The following is a 19,381-nucleotide window of genomic DNA, read 5'->3' on the forward strand; positions in this document are numbered from 1 at the left end:
GCGTTCCCCCTGCGTTTTGCTTTGTGATTTCCCGTTTACCTCGACGGCTAGGGGCACTTTCCTCCGCTCCCATCCGCATGGATGTGCCCGACCGCGGTGAACTTCGTCAAACGACGAAAGAGAAAAGTACATGCAAAATTAAAATCTGTCAACAATAACAATGACGAAAACGAAACATCTATTCATTGTCAAATCAAGAAAAAAGCCCTTAAAATAAGAATGGAAGAGGCAAAGATTTATTTCAAAAATGTCAATAATGCTGTTCCGTGATGGGAGGTGAACGGCGATGTACGTATCGGCACGGGAGCGGAAGTTGCTTGAACGGTTGTTGGCGGACGATAGGGACATAACAGTCGGCGAATTGGCGGAGGAACTGAATGTCAGCGCCCGCACGGTTCATCGTGATTTGCAAGGTTTGGAATCGGTCTTCCGCCGCTATGGGCTTAAGCTCGCGAAAAGAGCAGGAGTCGGCATCCGCCTCGTCGGGGAAGAGGAAAAGAAGCAGGCGCTGGCCGCAGAGCTGTTTCGCCTTTCTCATCATGAATACACCCCCGAAGAGCGGCAGCTCATGATTTTAATTGCGCTGTTGGAAGCCAACGAGCCAGTGAAACTCGTCACATTGGCCCATGACTTGAACGTCACGGTCGCCACTGTCAGCTTGGATTTGGACAAATTGGAACAAACGGTAGAAGCGTACGGGCTTTCGCTCATCCGCAAGCGTGGATACGGGGTGGAGCTTGCCGGTTCGGAATCGGCGAAACGGCGCTTGATGAGCGACTTGTTGTTCCGCCATGTTGATGAACACGAATTTTTGGCATTGATGAAAGAGACGATCCAAAAACGGACGGACGCTCCGCTTGACACCGTGGCGGAGAAGCTGCTCGGGCTTGTGGACAGAAAAAAGCTCGCTGTCATTGAGCAGCAAATCGAGCAAGTGAAAGAAAAGCTTCCGTTTACGATGGCCGACAGTTCGTACATCGCCTTCGTCGTCCATTTGGCGCTCGCCATGGAGCGCATCAAGCGGGGAGAAGCGATCCACTTCGATCCGCGGGATCTGCAGGCGTTGCAAGCGACGAAAGAATATGAGATCGCGCATGAGCTCGCTGAATCGTTAGAAAAAGTCTTTGACGTTGACATCCCTAACGAAGAAGTCGGCTATATGACGATGCACTTGATGGGAGCGAAATGGCGCAGCCGCCAAGGAATGGTGATGGAGGAGCCGAGTTTGGCCGTCGGCATGAAGGCGCAACAACTCATCCGCTTTGTCAGTGATAAGCTCGGCGTTGATTTATCCGCCGACCGTACGTTATACGAAGACCTTGTCGTCCATTTAAAGCCGGCTCTGTATCGCCTCGAACACGGAATGGGGGTCGCCAATCCGCTGCTTGATCCAATCAAACAAGACTATGCGGAGCTGTTCGCCATTGTCTCAGATGGGGCGCGGCAGCTGTTTGGCGGCATTCCGATCCCGGATGAGGAGATTGGCTATTTGGTGCTCCATTTTGCGGCCGCGCTCATGCGGGAGAAAAAAGGCTGGCGGGTGTTAGTCATTTGTTCGAGCGGGCTTGGGACGGCGAAAATTTTAGCGACGAGGCTGAAAAAAGAGATTCCGGACATTGTTTCGCTGGAACAAGCTTCCGCGTTTGAATGGAAAGGAAAAGATGTCAGCGCGTACGATCTCGTCATCTCGACCGTGCCGCTTCCTGAGGAGTATGGGCCGCATATCGTCGTCAGCCCGATGCTGACCGAGGAGGAAGCGCGGAAGATTCGCGAGTGTTTAGAGCGAAAATCGGCCGCTGAAAAGCGGATGAGGAAAGAGTCAACCGCACGGCGAAACAGGCCAGCCATCGACACGATGAAGGCGGTTCGGCGCATCAGCGAGACGATCGTCCACATTTTGGACGGTTTTTCCCTCGAGGTGGTCAAGAGGCGCTCTGTTCATGAAATATTGACGGACGCGTGCCGCCGCCTCGAACGAAGTGGCGTCATTGTCGATGCCGATGTCGTCATCGAGGAGCTGCGGCGCCGCGAGTCGCTTGGCGGGCTTGGCGTCCCTGGCACGACGCTGGCGCTTTACCACGCTCGAAGCTTCGCTGTCCTTCGTCCGTCTCTGACGATGTACCGACTTGATTCGCCGCAAACGGTGGCGGGGATGGACGGGGAGCCGATGGAGATCAACACGGTCGTGTTGCTTCTCGGCCCTGCTGATGCGGATGAAGAGGTGCTTTCAGTATTAAGCCATGTGAGCACGTTGCTCGTAAAGAACGAGCAAAGCGCGGCCACGTTGGCTTATGGCGGCGAAGACGAAGTGTATTCGCTTATTAGCGGCCATTTGGAACAATTTTTCGATGATTATTGGATATCGATGAAGGAGTGACACGGATGTTGACCCATTCGATTTTAAACAAAGAAAACATTGTGCTCAATGCGCAACCAAAAACGAAAGAAGAGGCGATCCGCCTCGCCGGCGAGGTGTTGGTCAAGCAAGGATATGTCGCCCCGGCATATGTTGATGCGATGCTTGAACGGGAAGAACTGACATCAACGTATATCGGCAACAACGTCGCCATTCCGCACGGAACGGAAGCGGCAAAAGCGCTCGTGAAACAGTCCGGCATTTCGATCGTGCAAGTTCCGGACGGCGTCGATTTTGGAGGCGGCAACATGGCCACGATCGTCATCGGCATTGCCGGCAAAGACGGGGAACATTTGGATATTCTTTCGAAACTCGCACTCGTCTGCGCCGAAGCAGACAATGTGGCCGCCATGGCGAACGCCAAAACGGCCGAGGAAATTCTTGCGCTGCTCCATGAGGTGAACGGCTGATGAGGGCCGTCCACTTTGGCGCCGGCAACATCGGCCGCGGCTTTATCGGCAGCCTGCTGGCGGCGTCGGGATATGACGTCGTGTTCGTTGATGTCAATGAACAAATCGTCCGTTTGCTGAAAGAGCGGGGGGAGTATCGCGTCATTGTTGCCGGCGAGCGGCGCGAAGAACAATGGGTGCGCGGCGTTTCGGCCCTGAACAGCCAAACGGAGCGGGAAGCGGTCATCGAGGCGATCGCAGACGCTGATTTGGTGACGACCGCGGTCGGCCCGCACATTTTGCCGGCTATTGCGCCAGTCATCGCCGCTGGGCTTGAGCGGCGCTTCACGGTTCATCAGAAGCCGCTTCACGTCATTGCCTGTGAAAACATGATCGGCGGCACGGAAACGCTGAAAATGCACGTCTTTGCCCATCTTTCCACGGCTGGGCAGCAGCTGGCAGATGAAAACGTTGGTTTTCTCAACTGCGCGGTCGACCGCATCGTGCCGAATCAGACGAATGACGATCCACTCGCTGTCACGGTGGAACCGTTTTTCGAATGGACGATTGAAACGCGAAACGTCATCGGCACTGTTCCGCCGATTCAAGGGGCTCATTTTGTCGCTGACTTAGAGCCGTATATCGAGCGCAAATTGTTTACGGTCAATACCGGCCATGCGTTGGCCGCTTACTTAGGGTATCTGCGAAACTACAAAACCGTCCAGGAAGCGATGAACGATGAAGGTATTCGATTGAATGTCGAGCAAGCGCTCAGTGAGTCGGGAGCCGTCTTATTGAAAAAGCACGGATGGCATGAGGAAGAGCACCGTTCCTATATCAAAACGACGATCGGGCGTTTCACCAACCCGTCCCTTTCCGACGATATCGTCCGTGTCGCCCGTTCGCCGATCCGCAAGCTCGGGCCGAACGACCGGCTCATCGCTCCGGCGACGCAATACTGCACACTATTTGGCAGCGTTCCTGCTGGTCTCGCCAAAGGAATTGCCGCGCTGTTGCGCTTTGATGATGCGAGCGATGCAGAAGCCGCCGCTCTGCAACAAACGATCGCACACCACGGAATCGAAGGAGCGCTTCGGCAATACGCGGGGCTTGAGAGTGCGCACCCGCTTGTGGCCGCGGTGAGGGAAGAGTACGGGAGAATGGAGAAAAACAAAAGCTGACCGCCTTTCAAATGTCGTCGACCTCCAATCGTGCAAAAACCCCGGGGGATCGACGACAATATTTTTTTGCGTCAAAATCCTACAACCAACACGGCTCAACAGTATTGACAGAATTTTTGAAACGTGATATTCTGAAAACAGCCAAAAGGGGAAAAGCTTGATTTTATGCGAATGGTTTGGGTTTTTATCGTACCTATGAGGGATTGAAACAAAAGGTATTCAACGTTGATTTAGATCCGGCCATCAGTTTTTATCGTACCTATGAGGGATTGAAACTCAAGTCAATACGTCACGATTGTGGTGGATGATCGTTTTTATCGTACCTATGAGGGATTGAAACAAAAATGTTTTTTGCCATATCAATCGCCAACTTCATTGAGTTTTTATCGTACCTATGAGGGATTGAAACGACGACGAGTTCCGCAAACGAGATGTGGAACTTGTGTTTTTATCGTACCTATGAGGGATTGAAACGCAATATCGCTAGCATTGAAGTCACCTTCTCCGACGTTTTTATCGTACCTATGAGGGATTGAAACATTGCTGCCCAACAAGCACGAACCGGTTGCCATTCGTTTTTATCGTACCTATGAGGGATTGAAACGTAACAGTTTCGCCGTTTTCTCCGGCAAGTCGGCTTCCGTTTTTATCGTACCTATGAGGGATTGAAACCAACAAATCGCCTACGGTCACGTCATCGGTCTTGAGTTTTTATCGTACCTATGAGGGATTGAAACCTCGCTTTCACATTGCGAGCGTCAAAATCCATTTTCACAGTTTTTATCGTACCTATGAGGGATTGAAACGTATTTTTGGAGCGTCGTAAATAACCCGCTCCCACGTTTTTATCGTACCTATGAGGGATTGAAACACCAAAAATGAACGGATTTCCACCGAGGAAAAGAGTTTTTATCGTACCTATGAGGGATTGAAACCTGTAGATGAAAACAGCGTGGACGTATGGCAAAGGTTTTTATCGTACCTATGAGGGATTGAAACCCTAATGTCCGATAACAGCCTACCAATCCCAATCCGTCAGTTTTTATCGTACCTATGAGGGATTGAAACACGACGATCATTCAGGATTTGAAGCAAACCGCAAAAGAGTTTTTATCGTACCTATGAGGGATTGAAACAGTTGTGAATATGCGTCAAGGCCATTCCTGTGCATGGAGTGAATCCTTTGACACATAGTACGATGACTGGCTTTTCATAGAAGAAGAAACAAGAATGCTTCTTCTTTACGCCAAAATAAAGGTTTTTATCGTACCTATGAGGGATTGAAACTATGCAGAAACTCAGCGCATAAATCAGAGTGATTAGTTTTTATCGTACCTATGAGGGATTGAAACATCTGTTCAACAGTTAAATCACGTGGTACAGGAATACGTTTTTATCGTACCTGTGGGGGACTGAAGCGCTATACAGTACGGTACAACTTTTTCTGTCCCCGATGCAGGATTTTCACCCCCTGCTTGCGAATGGATAGAATTGAACACGTTCAAAGAGGGGTGATGGAATGGCTATTGACCACGACCGGTTGTTTAAAGAACTGATCCAAACGTTCTTCGAAGAGTTTCTTCTCCTCTTTTTTCCCGACATGCATGAACACATTGATTTCAGCCATTTGTCCTTTCTGTCCGAAGAACTGTTTACCGATGTCACGGCAGGTGAAAAATACCGCGTCGATCTATTAGTCGAGACGAAGCTGAAAGGGGAGGATGGGCTGATCATCGTTCATGTGGAGAATCAAAGCTACGTGCAACCATCGTTTCCAGAGCGCATGTTTATCTATTTCAGCCGTTTGTTTGAAAAATACCGCACCCGCATCGTTCCGATCGCTGTCTTCAGCCATGACACCCTCCGCGAAGAACCGTCCGTGTTCTCAATCGAGTTTCCCTTTGGCGACGTGCTGCAGTTTCGCTTTTTCCCGGTGGAGTTGCGCAAGAAACATTGGAGAGACTATATCCGGCATGACAATCCGATTGCGGCTGCCCTCCTTGGCAAAATGGGGTATACTGAAAGTGAGAAAATTGAGTTGAAAAAAGAGTTTTTGCGCATGTTGGTGCGATTGGAGCTGGATGAAGCGAGGCAACGGCTCTTGTTGGGCTTTTTTGAAACGTATGTGAAGCTGTCGGAGGAGGAAGAGCAACAACTGCAAAGAGAGGTGAAGGAGATGGAAACGACAGAAAAAGAGAAAATGTTGGAGCTGATCATTTCCTATGAGCAAAGGGGAAGAAAACAGGGGTTGGAAGAAGGAATTAAACGCGGGATTGAACAAGGGATCAAACAGGGAATGAAACAAGGAATGAAGCAAGGAATGAAGCAAGGAATGAAACAACTGATCCGCAACATGGCGCGCAAAGGAATGAAGGTGGAAGATATTGCTCGGTTGGTGGATCTTCCAGAGCAAGATGTTTGGGAATTGCTTGAAGAGCAGGGAAATTAAACACAAGAGGCGGCTATCTAACGAGGACGGTTGGCGGCGACAAAAGAGGCAGATGAAATCATTGATTCGTAAGTGATAGATTGTAAAAAAACGGATGATTGTCCTGTCACATAAAATATGTACTGTACCAAAGTTTTATCTTAATTAGGCGAGAAGACTCCCACTTCAACGAAGCGAAGCGGAGTAAGTGGGAGATGAATCGCCTTAACTATATTTTGCTGAAAATAGGATAGATTCAGTAAAATATAGTATAATATAGTTAGATGGGAGGTGAAAAAATGTATTTTTGTATCAAACAACAGCTAAATGGTTTGACCAAAGAAGAATACTTGACTCTTCGAGAACTGTGCCATATTGCCAAGAACATGTACAACGTCGGATTGTACAATGTCAGACAATACTATTTTGAACACAAGGAATTTCTTAATTATGAGAAAAACTATCATCTTGCAAAAACTAACGAAAACTATAAGCTGTTAAACAGCAACATGGCACAGCAAATTTTAAAAAAGGTCAATGAAGCCTTTAAATCTTTCTTTGGTTTGATCAGTCTTGCCAAACAAGGAAAATATGACCACAAGGCTATCAGTATTCCAAAATATCTTAAAAAAGATGGCTTTCATTCACTGATCATTGGCCAGATTCGTATAGACGGCAACAAATTCACGATACCGTATTCTCGCCTATTTAAAAAGACTCGCAAGCCTATCACGATAACGATTCCGCCTGTGTTACTGGACAAAAAGATTAAGCAGATTGAAATCATTCCTAAGCATCATGCCAGGTTCTTTGAGATTCAGTACAAATATGAAATGCCTGAAGATCAAAGAGAATTAAATGACCAAAAAGCACTGGCAATTGATTTAGGATTAAACAATTTTGCCACTTGTGTCACATCAGACGGCAGATCATTCATCATTGATGGGCGGAGATTAAAAAGTATAAATCAATGGTTTAACAAAGAAAATGCCAGACTTCAAAGCATAAAAGATAAGCAAAAAATCAAAGGCACCACTCGTAAACAGGCTTTGCTTGCTATGAATCGCAATAATAAAGTGAATGATTATATCAACAAGACTTGCCGTTACATCATTAACTACTGTATTGAAAATCAAATTGGCAAACTTGTCATTGGCTATGCGGAAACATGGCAACGCAATATTAATCTAGGAAAAAAGACAAATCAAAACTTTGTCAATATTCCTCTCGGTAACATAAAAGAAAAACTAGAATATCTTTGTGAATTTTACGGCATTGAATTCTTGAAACAGGAAGAATCATATACGTCTCAAGCCAGCTTTTTTGACGGCGATGAGATTCCTGAATATAATGCCGACAATCCAAAAGAATATAAGTTCAGCGGCAAACGTATTAAGCGCGGCTTGTATCGAACAAAGTCTGGCAAACTAATTAATGCTGATGTCAATGGCGCATTAAACATCTTAAAGAAAAGTAAAGCTGTAGACCTGAGTGTCTTATGCTCTAGCGGCGAAGTGGACACGCCTCAAAGAATAAGGATTGCTTGAAGCAGTCAAACTTCTTTGGAAGCCCCCACTTCAAATTTTCGCTAGAAAATTAAGTGGGGGTAGTTCACGTACCGTCTGCTTTGAAGGCTGGCGGTCTTTTTTTGCTTTGAGACTCCAGCGTTCCGCTAGGTGCTTGATATCAGGTCTGATTATACCTCCATGAACAAAATGCACAAAATTCATTTTATTTTCAAAAACTTCACGCTCATCCCGCGGCATGGTAAGGTTGTGATTGAAAACGTTATCAAAAAACAAGGGGGCAAGGGAGAAATGAAGAAAACGAAATGGTGGGGATTGCTCGCCGCAGGGATGATGACACTGGCTTTGGCGGCCTGTGGGGGCAATGAATCGGCGGGGTCGAAATCATCCGGTTCGAACTCTGGCTCATCGGCCTCAAACTATCCGACGAAGCCGATTACGATTGTTGCTCCGTCTGGGGCGGGCGGCGGTTGGGATTTAACGGCCCGCGCGATTACGAAGGTGTTGGATGAGACGGGGCTCGTCAAACAGACCATGACGGTTGAAAACAAACCAGGCGGCGGCGGGGCGGTCTTTATGGCCGAATACGCCACCCAAGATGTGAAAAACGATTACAAACTATTTGTCAACTCCCCGCCAATTATTATCAACAACTTGAAAAAAGAAGGGAACAGCCCGTTTGGCTACAAAGACACGACACCGCTCGCCCAGTTGACGAAGGACTTTGGCGCGATTGTTGTGAAGGCGGATTCGAAATTTCAAACGTTAACCGACTTGCTTAATACCATTAAACAAGATCCGAAATCGGTCACGGTAGCCGGGGGATCGGCGCCAGGTTCGATGGATCATTTAGTCGCGATTTTGCCGATCTATAAGTCGGGCATCGATCCGAAATCAGTCAAGTATGTTTCGTACGATGGCGGCGGGGAAGCGATGGCTGCGCTGCTTGGCGGCAATGCCGATGTGATTGCAACGGATGCCTCTTCTGTTGGCGAATATCTCAAAGCCGGCAAAGTGCGGGTGTTGGCGGTTTCCGCTCCAGAACGCCTCGGCGGAGTGCTGAAAGACGTGCCGACGTTGAAAGAGCTTGGCATTGATGCGGAATTTACGATTTGGCGCGGGGTTTTTGGGCCGAAGCAAATGTCCCGAGAGGCAAAAGCGTTTTGGGAAGAAACATTGAAAAAGTTGTCTGAACACGAGAAGTGGAAAGAAGAACTGCAAAAACAAGGCTGGGCGGCGGAATATCGCAATTCGGACGAATTTACGAAGTTTTTGCAAGAGCAGGAGCAGCAAATCGGCGACCTTCTGAAGTCGCTTGGCATGCATAAATGAAGCAAGGGGGAAGAACATTCTTCCCCTTTTTTGTAAAGAACAGGAGGAAGAACCATGAACAAAACGGCTGATCGTATCGCGGCGGTGGCATTCTTGGCGGTTGGTTCCTTGTTTATGGCGGAAAGCTTGCGCCTATCGAAAAGCGCCTACGGCAGTGCGGTAGGACCGAACGTATTTCCGTTTTTGCTTGGACTTGTTCTGGCATTATTAAGCATCAAGCTGTTGTTTGAAACGAGAGGCTATAAGGATTATAAGGATTCAGTGGGAGAGAAGCCGCCGCGGCAGTACAAAAAGTTTCTCATCATTTTCATTGCTGCTGTTTTCTATGCGACGTTGCTTGAAACGGTTGGGTATGTAATCACGACGTTTCTGTTTCTTGTTATCGGCTTTCAAACGATGGAAAGAGGGGCGCTATGGAAGTCGATCGCCATTGCGGCTGGCTTTTCGCTAGGCGTCTACGGCCTTTATGTCAAACTGCTTCAAGGAACGCTGCCAAGCTGGCCGGTTTGGTTCCAATGAAAGGAGGAGCAGCATGAGTACACTATCGTTTTTGCTTGATGGATTTCAGACGGCGCTACAGCCGCACAATTTGTTTTTCGCTTTTCTTGGTGTATTGATCGGCACGGCGGTCGGCGTGCTTCCTGGGATTGGCCCGATGAGCGGGGTGGCGCTGCTTATTCCGGTGACGGCGTCGATGACGTCCGGTCTTAGTCCGGAACAGGCGGCAGCCAGTTCGATCATCTTGCTGGCCGGTGTGTATTATGGGGCGATGTATGGCGGTTCGACGACATCGATTTTGTTAAATACGCCTGGGGAATCGTCATCGGTTGTCACGACACTGGACGGTTATCAAATGGCCCGGCAAGGAAGGGCGGGGGCGGCGCTTGCCATTGCCGCGATCGGCTCTTTTGTCGCCGGAATTGTTTCGCTAATCGGCCTCGTGCTATTAGCTCAGCCGTTATCGAATGTCGCGTTGAAGTTCGGCCCGGCGGAATATTTTTCACTCATGCTGCTCGGGTTGGCGGCGGTGAGCGGACTGGCCGGCAAATCGATGACAAAAGCGTGGATCATGACCGTGTTCGGTTTGTTGCTTTCTACGATTGGGCTCGACAACGTTTCCGGCGTGGCCCGCTTTACGTACGACATTTCCTATTTATATGGAGGTCTCGAGTTTTTAACCGTAGCGGTCGGGCTATTTGCGTTAGGAGAGGTATTCAAGTCCATTCTCCATCATGAGACGAACGACGGGGACATCGCCAAAATCGGGCGCGTGTTGCCGACGAAAGCGGATTTGAAAGAAAGCGCGGGGCCGATCGCCCGTGGGTCGCTGCTCGGTTTTTTCATCGGGGTGCTGCCGGGAGCCGGGGCCACGTTGGCATCGTTTTTCTCCTATATTCTTGAAAAGAAAGTGAGCAAACATCCGGAAAAGTTCGGGCAAGGGACGATCGCCGGTGTGGCGGCGCCGGAGTCGGCGAACAACGGGGCTTCTGGGGGCGCAATGATTCCGCTTTTGACGCTGGGCATTCCTGGTTCAGGGACGACAGCGATCCTCATGGGTGCACTCATTATGTACAACGTCCAGCCAGGTCCACTGTTGTTCGATGAGCATCCAGCTGTCGCCTGGGGATTGATCGCCAGCATGTTTATCGGCAACGTCATGTTGCTCATTCTCAACATGCCGCTCGTCAAAGTGTTCGCGAAAATTATCCAGACGCCGACGAAATATTTGTTGCCGCTTATTATTGCCATTTCCGTGTTCGGTGTGTATGCGGTGCAAGTGACGACGTTTGATGTGTTCCTGTTGCTGGCGTTTGGTCTGCTTGGCTACTGGCTTGCAGAGCACGACTATCCATTGGCACCGCTTGTGTTGGGGCTTGTTCTCGGGCCGATGATCGAAAACAATATGCGCCGGGCGTTGACGGCATCGAATGGCGATTATCTCGTTTTCGTTGAAAAGCCGATTTCGCTCGTCTTGTTGGTCATTGCCTTTTTATGGATTGCCGTGCCGTTTGTCATGAAACTAAGAGGAAAATCGGTCGTCATCAACGAAGATATGTAATAATAGAAAGAAAGACGTTCCGCCTAACAGGCGGACTGTCTTTCTTTATTTGCTGTTTGGGGAGCGAGCCCTATGAAGCTTCAAACACGGTTAATGGTCATTATTTGTTCATTGTTGCTGCTGGTGATCGTGGTTTTAACGTTTTTGTTTCAGCATATGTTTGCGACGACGCTCAAACAACAAATTGGCATGCGAGCGCTGAATGTGGCCGAGACGGTCGCGTCGACTCCGCTCGTGCGCGAGGCGTTCCGCGACCCGAATCCGTCAGTGCGCTTGCAGCCGTTTGCCGAACATATTCGCCGAAAGACAGGGGCGGAGTACGTAGTGATTGGCAACCGTAAGGGAATCCGCTACGCTCACCCACTGCCAGATCGGATTGGAAAGCATATGGTAGGGGGCGACAACGGCGAAGTGCTGAAAGGCAAAGCGATTATTTCCGAGGCGGTCGGTTCGCTTGGTCCGGCGATCCGGGGAAAAGCGCCGATTTTTGATGAAAACGGACATGTGATCGGCATTGTTTCGGTTGGTTTTTTGCTAGAGGATATTCAGCGTACAGTATGGTCGTATCGTATGAAGATGTTTCTCTTCTCCGTTTTTGCCCTCTTTCTCGGAGCGGTGGGTGCAATGGCGATCGCCAGCACGGTGAAAAAATCGATTCATGGTCTTGAACCGGAAGAAATCGGTTTGCTCTACCAAGAAAAGCAGGCGATTTTAGAAGCGATTCGCGAAGGAATTGTGGCCATCAATCAAGAGGGAACGATTACAATGGTCAATCAAACCGCGTTGAAGTTGCTTGGGTATGAGAACGAACGCGGTGTATTGGGAATGCCTATCTTACAGCTTATTCCCCACTCGAGGTTGCCTGAAGTCATTCGGACGGGACAGGCGGAATTTGACGATGAAATGGTGTTAGGTGAAGAAACGGTCATTGCGAACCGAATCCCGATTAAGGATAAAACTGGGCGCGTCATTGGAGCGGTATCGACGTTTCGCAACAAATCGGAGCTGTATCGCCTCACAAAAGAGCTGTCCCAGCTCCGGGTGTACGCGGATGCGCTGCGGGCGCAAACACATGAATTTTCCAATAAGCTGTATTTGATCTCTGGGTTGATTCAACTTGAGTCGTATGAAGAAGCGCTTGAGCTTATTACGAAAGAAACGAACTTACAACAAAATATCATTCGTTTTGTCATGAAAGAAATCCCGGATCCGATCATCGGCGGGCTGCTGATTGGCAAGTTCAACCGCGCCCATGAGCTGAAAATCACCTTTGAAATTGATCGGGAAAGCAGTTTTCGCGATGTGCCGCCATGGATCGATCGCGACCATTTGGTGACGATTATCGGGAATTTGTTGGATAACGCCATGGAAGCGGTCCTCCACAACGGAAAAGAAGAGAAACGAGTGACCATTTTTTTGACCGACCTCGGCGATGACTTGATTATTGAGGTCGAGGATAACGGATTAGGCGTTGATCCGGATGTGGCGGAACGGATATACGACCGCGGCTTTTCGACCAAAGCCAACGGCCTCCGTGGGTATGGGCTTGATCTTGTCAAGAAGGCGCTGGCGATGCTTGGTGGGCAAATCACCTACCAGTCGAAACAAGGAGAGGGAACGGTGTTTACCGTCATTATTCCGAAGCGGTCGGGCCGTGCCAACCCATGCTGAAAGAAAGCATTTCCCATAAAAGGCCTCTACACCTTTATGCATCAATATTTCGGAGGGAGGGAAGCAGGGGGGATGATTCGTGTACTTATTATTGAAGACGACCGCCGCATCGCTGAAATTAATCGGCGCTTTGTCGAGAAAGTGAATGGGTATGAAGTGGTCGGCATTGCCACGAACGCCGAAGAGGCAAGGGAATTGACAGAGGTGCTGCAACCCGACGTGTTGTTGCTTGATGTCTATTTTCCGGATATGAACGGCCTCTCTTTTTTAAAATGGGTTCGGGAACGCTTTTCCAATATCGATATTATTATGATCACAGCAGCACGAGAAGTGGATGCCTTGAAACAAGCGCTGCATGGCGGGGTGTTTGATTATATTATCAAGCCGATTATGTTTGATCGATTTGCCGAAACCTTGCATCGATATAAAGAATATTATGATAAAATGCAGCAGTGGATGAAAGAAAAAGAGTGGATCGATCAAGAGGATGTCGACAAACTGATCGGGCGGGAGGCCCCGGTTAGGGATCAGCCTATGCTTCCAAAAGGCATCCAACCGCTAACCCTTGAAAAAGTGCTGATGGTTGTGAAACGGTGTCAAGATGGTGTGACGGCGGAAGAAGTGGGACGGCAAATTGGCACAAGCCGGACGACCGCCCGTCGATATTTAGAATACCTTGTCTCCACGGGACAAGTGCTAGCCGATATTGTCTATGGATCGGTCGGACGTCCGGAGCGGATCTATAAGAAAAGAGGATGAGCGAGATCCGTTTCAGAGAATAGCGGCTTCCGTATGCATAAAGAAAGCGGGGGAAAACATCTTGTACATTTTTGTGAGTATCTTGCTTCAAGTCATGATTCCGATGTTGCTGATCGTCGGCTTGGGAGCAGGGCTTCACCGTTTCTTTCGTCTTGACCTCAATACATTATCCAAATTGAACATGTATGTCCTGCTGCCGGCAGTCGCATTCATCAACGTGTACGACAGTGAGTTGAATGGAAAGGTGTTAGCGGCTATCTTAGGGTTTCTTCTGTTGCAAAACGGCGGGCTGATGGTTTTGAGTAGGATCATGGCGAAACTATTCAAACTGGAGCGAAGTATGGCAGCGGTGTTTCAAAATACGGTTGTGCTGAACAATTCTGGCAACTTCGGCATTCCTGTCAGCCAGCTTGTGTTTCACCAACATCCGCTCGGGGCGACGATTCAAATCATCGTGACCATTTTTCAAAACTTCTTGACCAATACATATGGAGTGTATCAGTTCGTGTCAGGAAACGGGAAAAGTGGGAAATGGGCCGCTGAGATATGGAAAAATCCCGTTCTTCACGCGCTGTTGTTCGGTGTGGTCTGCCGATGGCTTCACGTCCCAATCCCATCATTTTTATGGACGCCGCTTCGGCGGGTTGCCGACGCGTTTTTAGCCATCGCCCTCTTTACGTTGGGAGCGCAAATCGCCTACGCCCGTTTTAACGCCTTGCCGCCGCTTGTGTATGCAAGTGTGTTTGGGCGTCTCGTTTTGTCGCCGCTGTTGGCTGCGTCTTTGATCTTTCTATTAGGAATTGATGGAGTGACGGCTCAGGCGTTGCTCATTGCTAGTTCCTATCCGTGCTCGCGCAATACGGCGCTGTATGCACTCGAGTATGACTGCCACCCAGATTACGCCGCCCAGGCGGTGTTGGTGTCGACTTTGTTGAGCGCCATTACCGTTACAGGCGTTGTGTATGCGGCCCGGCTGTTGTTTCCGATCGCTGGATGAAAACGAGGGCAAGCTGTCGTCGACTCCCAATCATGCAAAAATCATGGGGGATCGACGACAATGTGCTTTCGTGTCAAAACCCTACAGCTTACATTGCAGGTTCAGTTAGAAACAGCTACCATACTTTAATGGCAGGTGCAAGTACATCTTTTGGTGATGAACCAATATCGGCTCTTCACCACAAGTTGTACTTGAGATTTTAAGATAGGTATGCATAGGAAAAATAGAGGGTGCAAAAAATGCGAATGTTCCTGTATGGTAAAGGTGACCAAACCAACCCATTGGAGGAACATTCGCATGTATTCTCCGTTTATCAAAGAACTCATCGATTGACCAGACGTTTTGATTCAAAAGGTGCGAAAACGAAGAAGAACATTGGATTTTCGAACTTTCTCTGACGCTTTAGGATTTCAATCCAAAACTATTGTAAACCGCTTTCACTTGGTTTATAATAAAGCTAAACCGGTTTATGAAAACGCTTTGAACTAAATCGATTTAGTACGAGAGAGGGATCCCTTTTGAAAAAAGTAACGATGGCCGATGTCGCGAAATTGGCCAACGTTTCGAAAAGCACCGTGTCGCAATACTTAAATAAGCGCTATGAATATATGAGCGAGGAGACGAGAAAACGCATCGCCGAGGCGATTGAAGAGCTTGGGTATCAGCCGAACATCATCGCCCGCAGTTTGAAGCAAAAGACGACAGCGACCATTGGCGTGATTGTTTTTAATATGCTTCATATGATGACAACGCAAGTGCTGCACGCCATTGAAGAGGAATGCCAAAAGCGCGGGTTTCAAGTCATTGTCTGCAATTCCGGCGATGATCCGGATAAGGAAAAAACATATGTTGATACGCTGCTGGCGAAGCAAGTGGACGGGTTGATCGTGTTTCCAACAGGGAAGAACGAGGACGTCTATCGCCGTCTTGTCGAGGAACGGTTTCCACTTGTGTTTGTCGACCGGATGGTGCCGGGAGTGGAGGCAGACAGCGTGCTGCTTGATAATGCAGGTGCAGCGGAAATGGCGGTTCAGTATTTCGCTTCCCAGGGCCGCGATCGGATTGCGATTGTCACCCCGCCGCTTGTCTCTTACAACGTGCCGCGGATGGAGCGGTTGGAAGGGTTTCGGGCGGCTATGCGCAAAAGAGGACTGGACGTTGAAGATGGGAACATCATCGCCGCTGATCCGGACGCGCTGCCGGAAGTGTTGAAACAACGGTTTGCCGAACCGAAGCGGCCTAATGCCTTGTTTGCGATCAACGACTTGACGCTGATGGGGGTTTTGCGGTTTGTGAAAGACGCAGGGGTTCGTGTGCCGGATGAGGTGGCGATCATCAACATCGATGATGTGCCGTTTGCCGATATTTACACGCCGGCGCTGACAACCATCGCCCAGCCGACGTTTGCGATGGGGAAAAAAGCAGCTGAGCGCGTGTTTGAACAAATGAAAGCGAAAAAAGCCGACGGTCCGCGCGTATTTCGTTTCTCCCCGACATTGATGGAACGGACATCGATCAGGCGGGGGAAGGAATGAAGAAGGGAGGAGAAACGATGGCGATTCATGAGGACGTCGTCATTGGAATTGATATTGGAACGACAAGCACGAAAGCGGTGGTGTTTGACAGGAGAGGGAAGGTGCTGGCTTCTCACGCTGTCGACTATCCGATCATCCAGCCGCATCCGGGGTTTGCCGAGCAGGATCCCGATGAACTGTTCGCGGCGGTCGTTCAGGCAGTGGGGGCGGTGACGATTCGCCACGGCATCCGCCCAGAACAGGTGAAAGCGATGGGTTTGAGTGCGGCGATGCACTCGATTATGGCGCTTGACGAGTCGGGCCGGCCGCTCACCCGCCTTCTCATCTGGGCGGACAACCGAAGCGTGGCTCAAACGGAGCGGCTGTTGAAAGAACAGAACGGACTTGATATTTATCGGCGGACGGGGACGCCGATCCATCCGATGTCGCCGCTATCGAAATTGCTTTGGCTCAAGGAAGAGCAGCCGGACGTATTTCAGCAAGCACGGCGGTTTGTGTCGGTGAAAGATTACGTGTTGCACCGTCTGTATGGCGACTATGTCGCTGACCATTCCATGGCATCGGCGACGGGTTTATTCCGATTGGACACGCTCGATTGGGACGAGGAGGCGCTCGCCCTTGTCGGCATCCGCCGCGACCAGCTGCCGCGGCTCGTTCCCGCCACGCATATCATGACTGGCATGAAAAGAGAATGGGCGGAAAAAATGGGAGTCGCTCCGGATGTGCCTGTTGTCATTGGGGCGAGCGACGGCGTGCTCGCCAACGTCGGCGTCGGGGCGGTGCTCCCAGGTGAAGCGGCCATCACGATCGGAACGAGCGGGGCGGTGCGGACGATCGCGACAAAACCGACAACCGACGAAAAAGGGCGGACGTTTTGTTATGCGTTGACGCCTGGCTATTGGGTCGTCGGCGGGCCGACGAACAACGGCGGCATCTTGCTTCGCTGGCTGCGCGACGAGTTCGGCGCCCACGAGCGGGAAGTGGCGAAAAAGCTCGGCATCGATCCGTATGAGTTGTTGACGAAATACGCGGAACGCGTCCCGCCTGGATCCGAGGGGCTGGTGTTTTTGCCGTTTTTGTCGGGCGAGCGGGCGCCGTACTGGAACGCGAACGCGCGTGGGACGTTTTTTGGCCTTGGCCTTCATCATAAGCGCGAGCATTTCATCCGCGCTGTCATGGAAGGCGTCTGCTTCAGCATTCTCTCGGTCGCTTTAGCCATTCGCGATGTCACGGGGCCGATGTCGGAAATCCGCGTCTCGGGCGGATTCGCCAAGTCGCCGTTTTGGCGGCAAATGCTGGCCGATATGCTCGGCAAACCGCTCATCGTGCCGCAAACGCATGAGGCGTCGGCGTTAGGGGCGGCCGCGGTGGCGCTATATGCCTTAGGCGAGCTGCCGTCGCTCGAAACGGTGAAAACATGGATCGACACAACAGCCCGCCATGAGCCGAAGGAAGAACATACGCTCATTTACGCTGAACTGTTTGATTTGTATGCCCGCTTGTATGAGCGATTGAAAGAGGAATTTGACATCATCGCTGCGTTCCAGCGGCGGAGTGGGGAAAGGGAGGAAGACTAAATCGATTTAGCTGGCTATGATCGGGCGCTAAATCGATTTAGCCCTTTCCTTCAAAGATCTGAAAACGTTTGCTTTGTTCACTAAATCGATTTATCTCAAAGATAAAGGGGGAGCTTGTGATGGAAATCGCCATTGTTGTTGCTGCTATTATCGTGTTATTATTGCTCATTACTATGGCGAAAATGCATCCGTTTGTCGCACTCATTTTAGTGTCCGTCGGCGTCGGACTGGCGATGGGCATGCCGCTTATCGCGCCGTCTCCGGAAACGCCGGGCATCATTGACTCGATCAAGGCGGGGCTTGGCAACACGCTCGGCTTTTTGGCGATCGTCTTGGCGCTCGGGACGATGCTCGGCAAAATGATGGCCGAATCAGGCGGCGCCGAGCGCATTGCGAAAACGTTGATCGACCGCTTTGGCCAAAAACGCGTCCATTGGGCGATGATGGTCGTCGCCTTTTTAGTCGGCATTCCGGTCTTTTTCCAAGTCGGGTTTGTCTTGCTTATTCCGCTCGTCTTTACGATCGCGATGGAAACGGGCATTTCACTTGTGACGATCGGCATTCCGCTTGTCGCTGGTTTGTCTGTCGTGCATGGGCTTGTCCCGCCGCACCCAGCCGCGATGGCGGCAGTCGGCATTTTTAAGGCGGATGTCGGAAAAACGATTCTTTACTCGATCATCGTCGGCTTGCCGACCGCCATTATTGCCGGTCCGCTGTATGGCAAATGGATCGGTTCGCGCCTGCACAAAACAGTGCCGGCGGAGATTGCCGAACAGCTTGTGCAGCATAAAGAAGCGCGGGAACTCCCGGGGTTTGGAAATACGTTGTTTACGATTTTGCTTCCGGTCATTTTGATGTTGATTGCCTCTGTGGCAAACGTGACGCTTGATCAAAAGTCAGAAGCGGCGAAAGTGTTGCGCTTTATCGGCGACCCGATTGTTGCGCTCTTGATCGCGACGGTTTATTCGTTCTTCAGCTTAGGCTACGCCCGCGGCTTCAACCGCGACGCTGTCTTGAAATTTGCCAACGACTGCCTCGGCCCGGTCGCGAACATCCTGCTTGTCATCGGGGCGGGCGGCGCATTCAACAAAGTGCTGCTTGATTCCGGCATCGGCGAACAAATCGCGGAAGTGGCGAAACACTCGCACTTCTCTCCGCTCCTGTTAGGCTGGGGCATTGCGGCGCTCATTCGCGTAGCGACGGGATCGGCGACCGTCTCGATGATGACCGCTGCCGGCATCGTTGCCCCCATCGCGGCTACCATGCCGGGAACGAATATGGAACTGCTTGTCTTGGCGACCGGCGCGGGTTCGTTGATCTTGTCGCACGTCAATGACTCCGGCTTCTGGATGATCAAAGAATATTTCGGCATGACGGTGAAAGAAACGCTCATGACATGGACAGTCATGGAAACGATTATTTCGGTGGTGGCGTTTGTCTTCATTTTGTTATTGAATATGGTTCTCTAGCCTTTTCCAGGCAAGACGCTCGTTTTTAGAAGAACGGGCGTC

Annotated in this window: 14 protein-coding genes and 1 CRISPR repeat array; all 14 genes read left to right on the forward strand. The window is 50.2% G+C overall.

Annotation, left to right across the window (positions count from 1 at the left end):
* Positions 1–286 precede the first annotated feature (286 nt).
* The 14 genes from CWI35_RS00570 (at position 287) to CWI35_RS00635 (ending at position 19,339) form a co-directional block, all read left to right on the forward strand.
* On the forward strand, positions 287–2,377 hold the full coding sequence (locus CWI35_RS00570; protein ID WP_119877374.1) for a BglG family transcription antiterminator: 2,091 nt from the start codon (positions 287–289) through the stop codon (positions 2,375–2,377).
* Positions 2,378–2,382: 5 nt separating this feature from the next.
* Entirely contained in the window at positions 2,383–2,826 is a 444-nt protein-coding gene (locus tag CWI35_RS00575; RefSeq protein WP_014196025.1) for a PTS mannitol transporter subunit IIA, read from the forward strand.
* On the forward strand, positions 2,826–3,986 hold the full coding sequence (locus CWI35_RS00580) for a mannitol-1-phosphate 5-dehydrogenase (RefSeq protein WP_014196024.1): 1,161 nt from the start codon (positions 2,826–2,828) through the stop codon (positions 3,984–3,986). The genes CWI35_RS00575 and CWI35_RS00580 overlap by 1 nt, the downstream gene beginning before the upstream one ends.
* A 180-nt stretch (positions 3,987–4,166) precedes the next feature.
* Positions 4,167–5,123: direct repeats of the CRISPR family, unit length 30 nt; unit sequence GTTTTTATCGTACCTATGAGGGATTGAAAC.
* A gap of 382 nt (positions 5,124–5,505) precedes the next feature.
* Positions 5,506–6,435 carry an Rpn family recombination-promoting nuclease/putative transposase gene (locus CWI35_RS00585; RefSeq protein WP_014196023.1) on the forward strand — a complete coding sequence of 310 codons (930 nt, stop codon included), beginning with the start codon at positions 5,506–5,508 and terminating at the stop codon, positions 6,433–6,435.
* 278 nt (positions 6,436–6,713) lie between these two features.
* Positions 6,714–7,961, forward strand: coding sequence for an RNA-guided endonuclease InsQ/TnpB family protein (locus tag CWI35_RS00590; protein ID WP_069304302.1), 1,248 nt, complete (start codon positions 6,714–6,716; stop codon positions 7,959–7,961).
* Positions 7,962–8,231: 270 nt separating this feature from the next.
* The gene (locus tag CWI35_RS00595; protein WP_025039006.1) at positions 8,232–9,272 is read left to right on the forward strand and encodes a Bug family tripartite tricarboxylate transporter substrate binding protein; all 1,041 of its coding nucleotides are present in this window, start codon (positions 8,232–8,234) and stop codon (positions 9,270–9,272) included.
* 54 nt (positions 9,273–9,326) lie between these two features.
* The gene (locus CWI35_RS00600; RefSeq protein WP_014196020.1) at positions 9,327–9,791 is read left to right on the forward strand and encodes a tripartite tricarboxylate transporter TctB family protein; all 465 of its coding nucleotides are present in this window, start codon (positions 9,327–9,329) and stop codon (positions 9,789–9,791) included.
* Positions 9,792–9,804: 13 nt separating this feature from the next.
* The gene (locus CWI35_RS00605) at positions 9,805–11,331 is read left to right on the forward strand and encodes a tripartite tricarboxylate transporter permease (RefSeq protein ID WP_119877375.1); all 1,527 of its coding nucleotides are present in this window, start codon (positions 9,805–9,807) and stop codon (positions 11,329–11,331) included.
* A gap of 72 nt (positions 11,332–11,403) precedes the next feature.
* Entirely contained in the window at positions 11,404–13,002 is a 1,599-nt protein-coding gene (locus tag CWI35_RS00610; RefSeq protein ID WP_025039008.1) for an ATP-binding protein, read from the forward strand.
* Between the two features lie 72 nt (positions 13,003–13,074).
* On the forward strand, positions 13,075–13,761 hold the full coding sequence (locus tag CWI35_RS00615) for a response regulator (RefSeq protein WP_014196017.1): 687 nt from the start codon (positions 13,075–13,077) through the stop codon (positions 13,759–13,761).
* Between the two features lie 61 nt (positions 13,762–13,822).
* Positions 13,823–14,758, forward strand: coding sequence for an AEC family transporter (locus CWI35_RS00620; protein ID WP_014196016.1), 936 nt, complete (start codon positions 13,823–13,825; stop codon positions 14,756–14,758).
* Positions 14,759–15,276: 518 nt separating this feature from the next.
* A complete protein-coding gene (locus tag CWI35_RS00625; RefSeq protein WP_068895731.1) occupies positions 15,277–16,293 on the forward strand; it encodes a LacI family DNA-binding transcriptional regulator in 1,017 nt (338 codons plus the stop codon).
* A 17-nt stretch (positions 16,294–16,310) separates the two neighbouring features.
* Positions 16,311–17,870, forward strand: coding sequence for a gluconokinase (gene gntK / locus CWI35_RS00630; protein ID WP_119877376.1), 1,560 nt, complete (start codon positions 16,311–16,313; stop codon positions 17,868–17,870).
* Positions 17,871–17,989: 119 nt separating this feature from the next.
* A complete protein-coding gene (locus CWI35_RS00635; RefSeq protein WP_020960061.1) occupies positions 17,990–19,339 on the forward strand; it encodes a GntP family permease in 1,350 nt (449 codons plus the stop codon).
* The last annotated feature ends 42 nt before the right edge of the window (positions 19,340–19,381 follow it).

Origin of the sequence: [Bacillus] caldolyticus, from assembly GCF_003595605.1 — a bacterium.
Classification (GTDB): domain Bacteria; phylum Bacillota; class Bacilli; order Bacillales; family Anoxybacillaceae; genus Geobacillus; species Geobacillus thermoleovorans.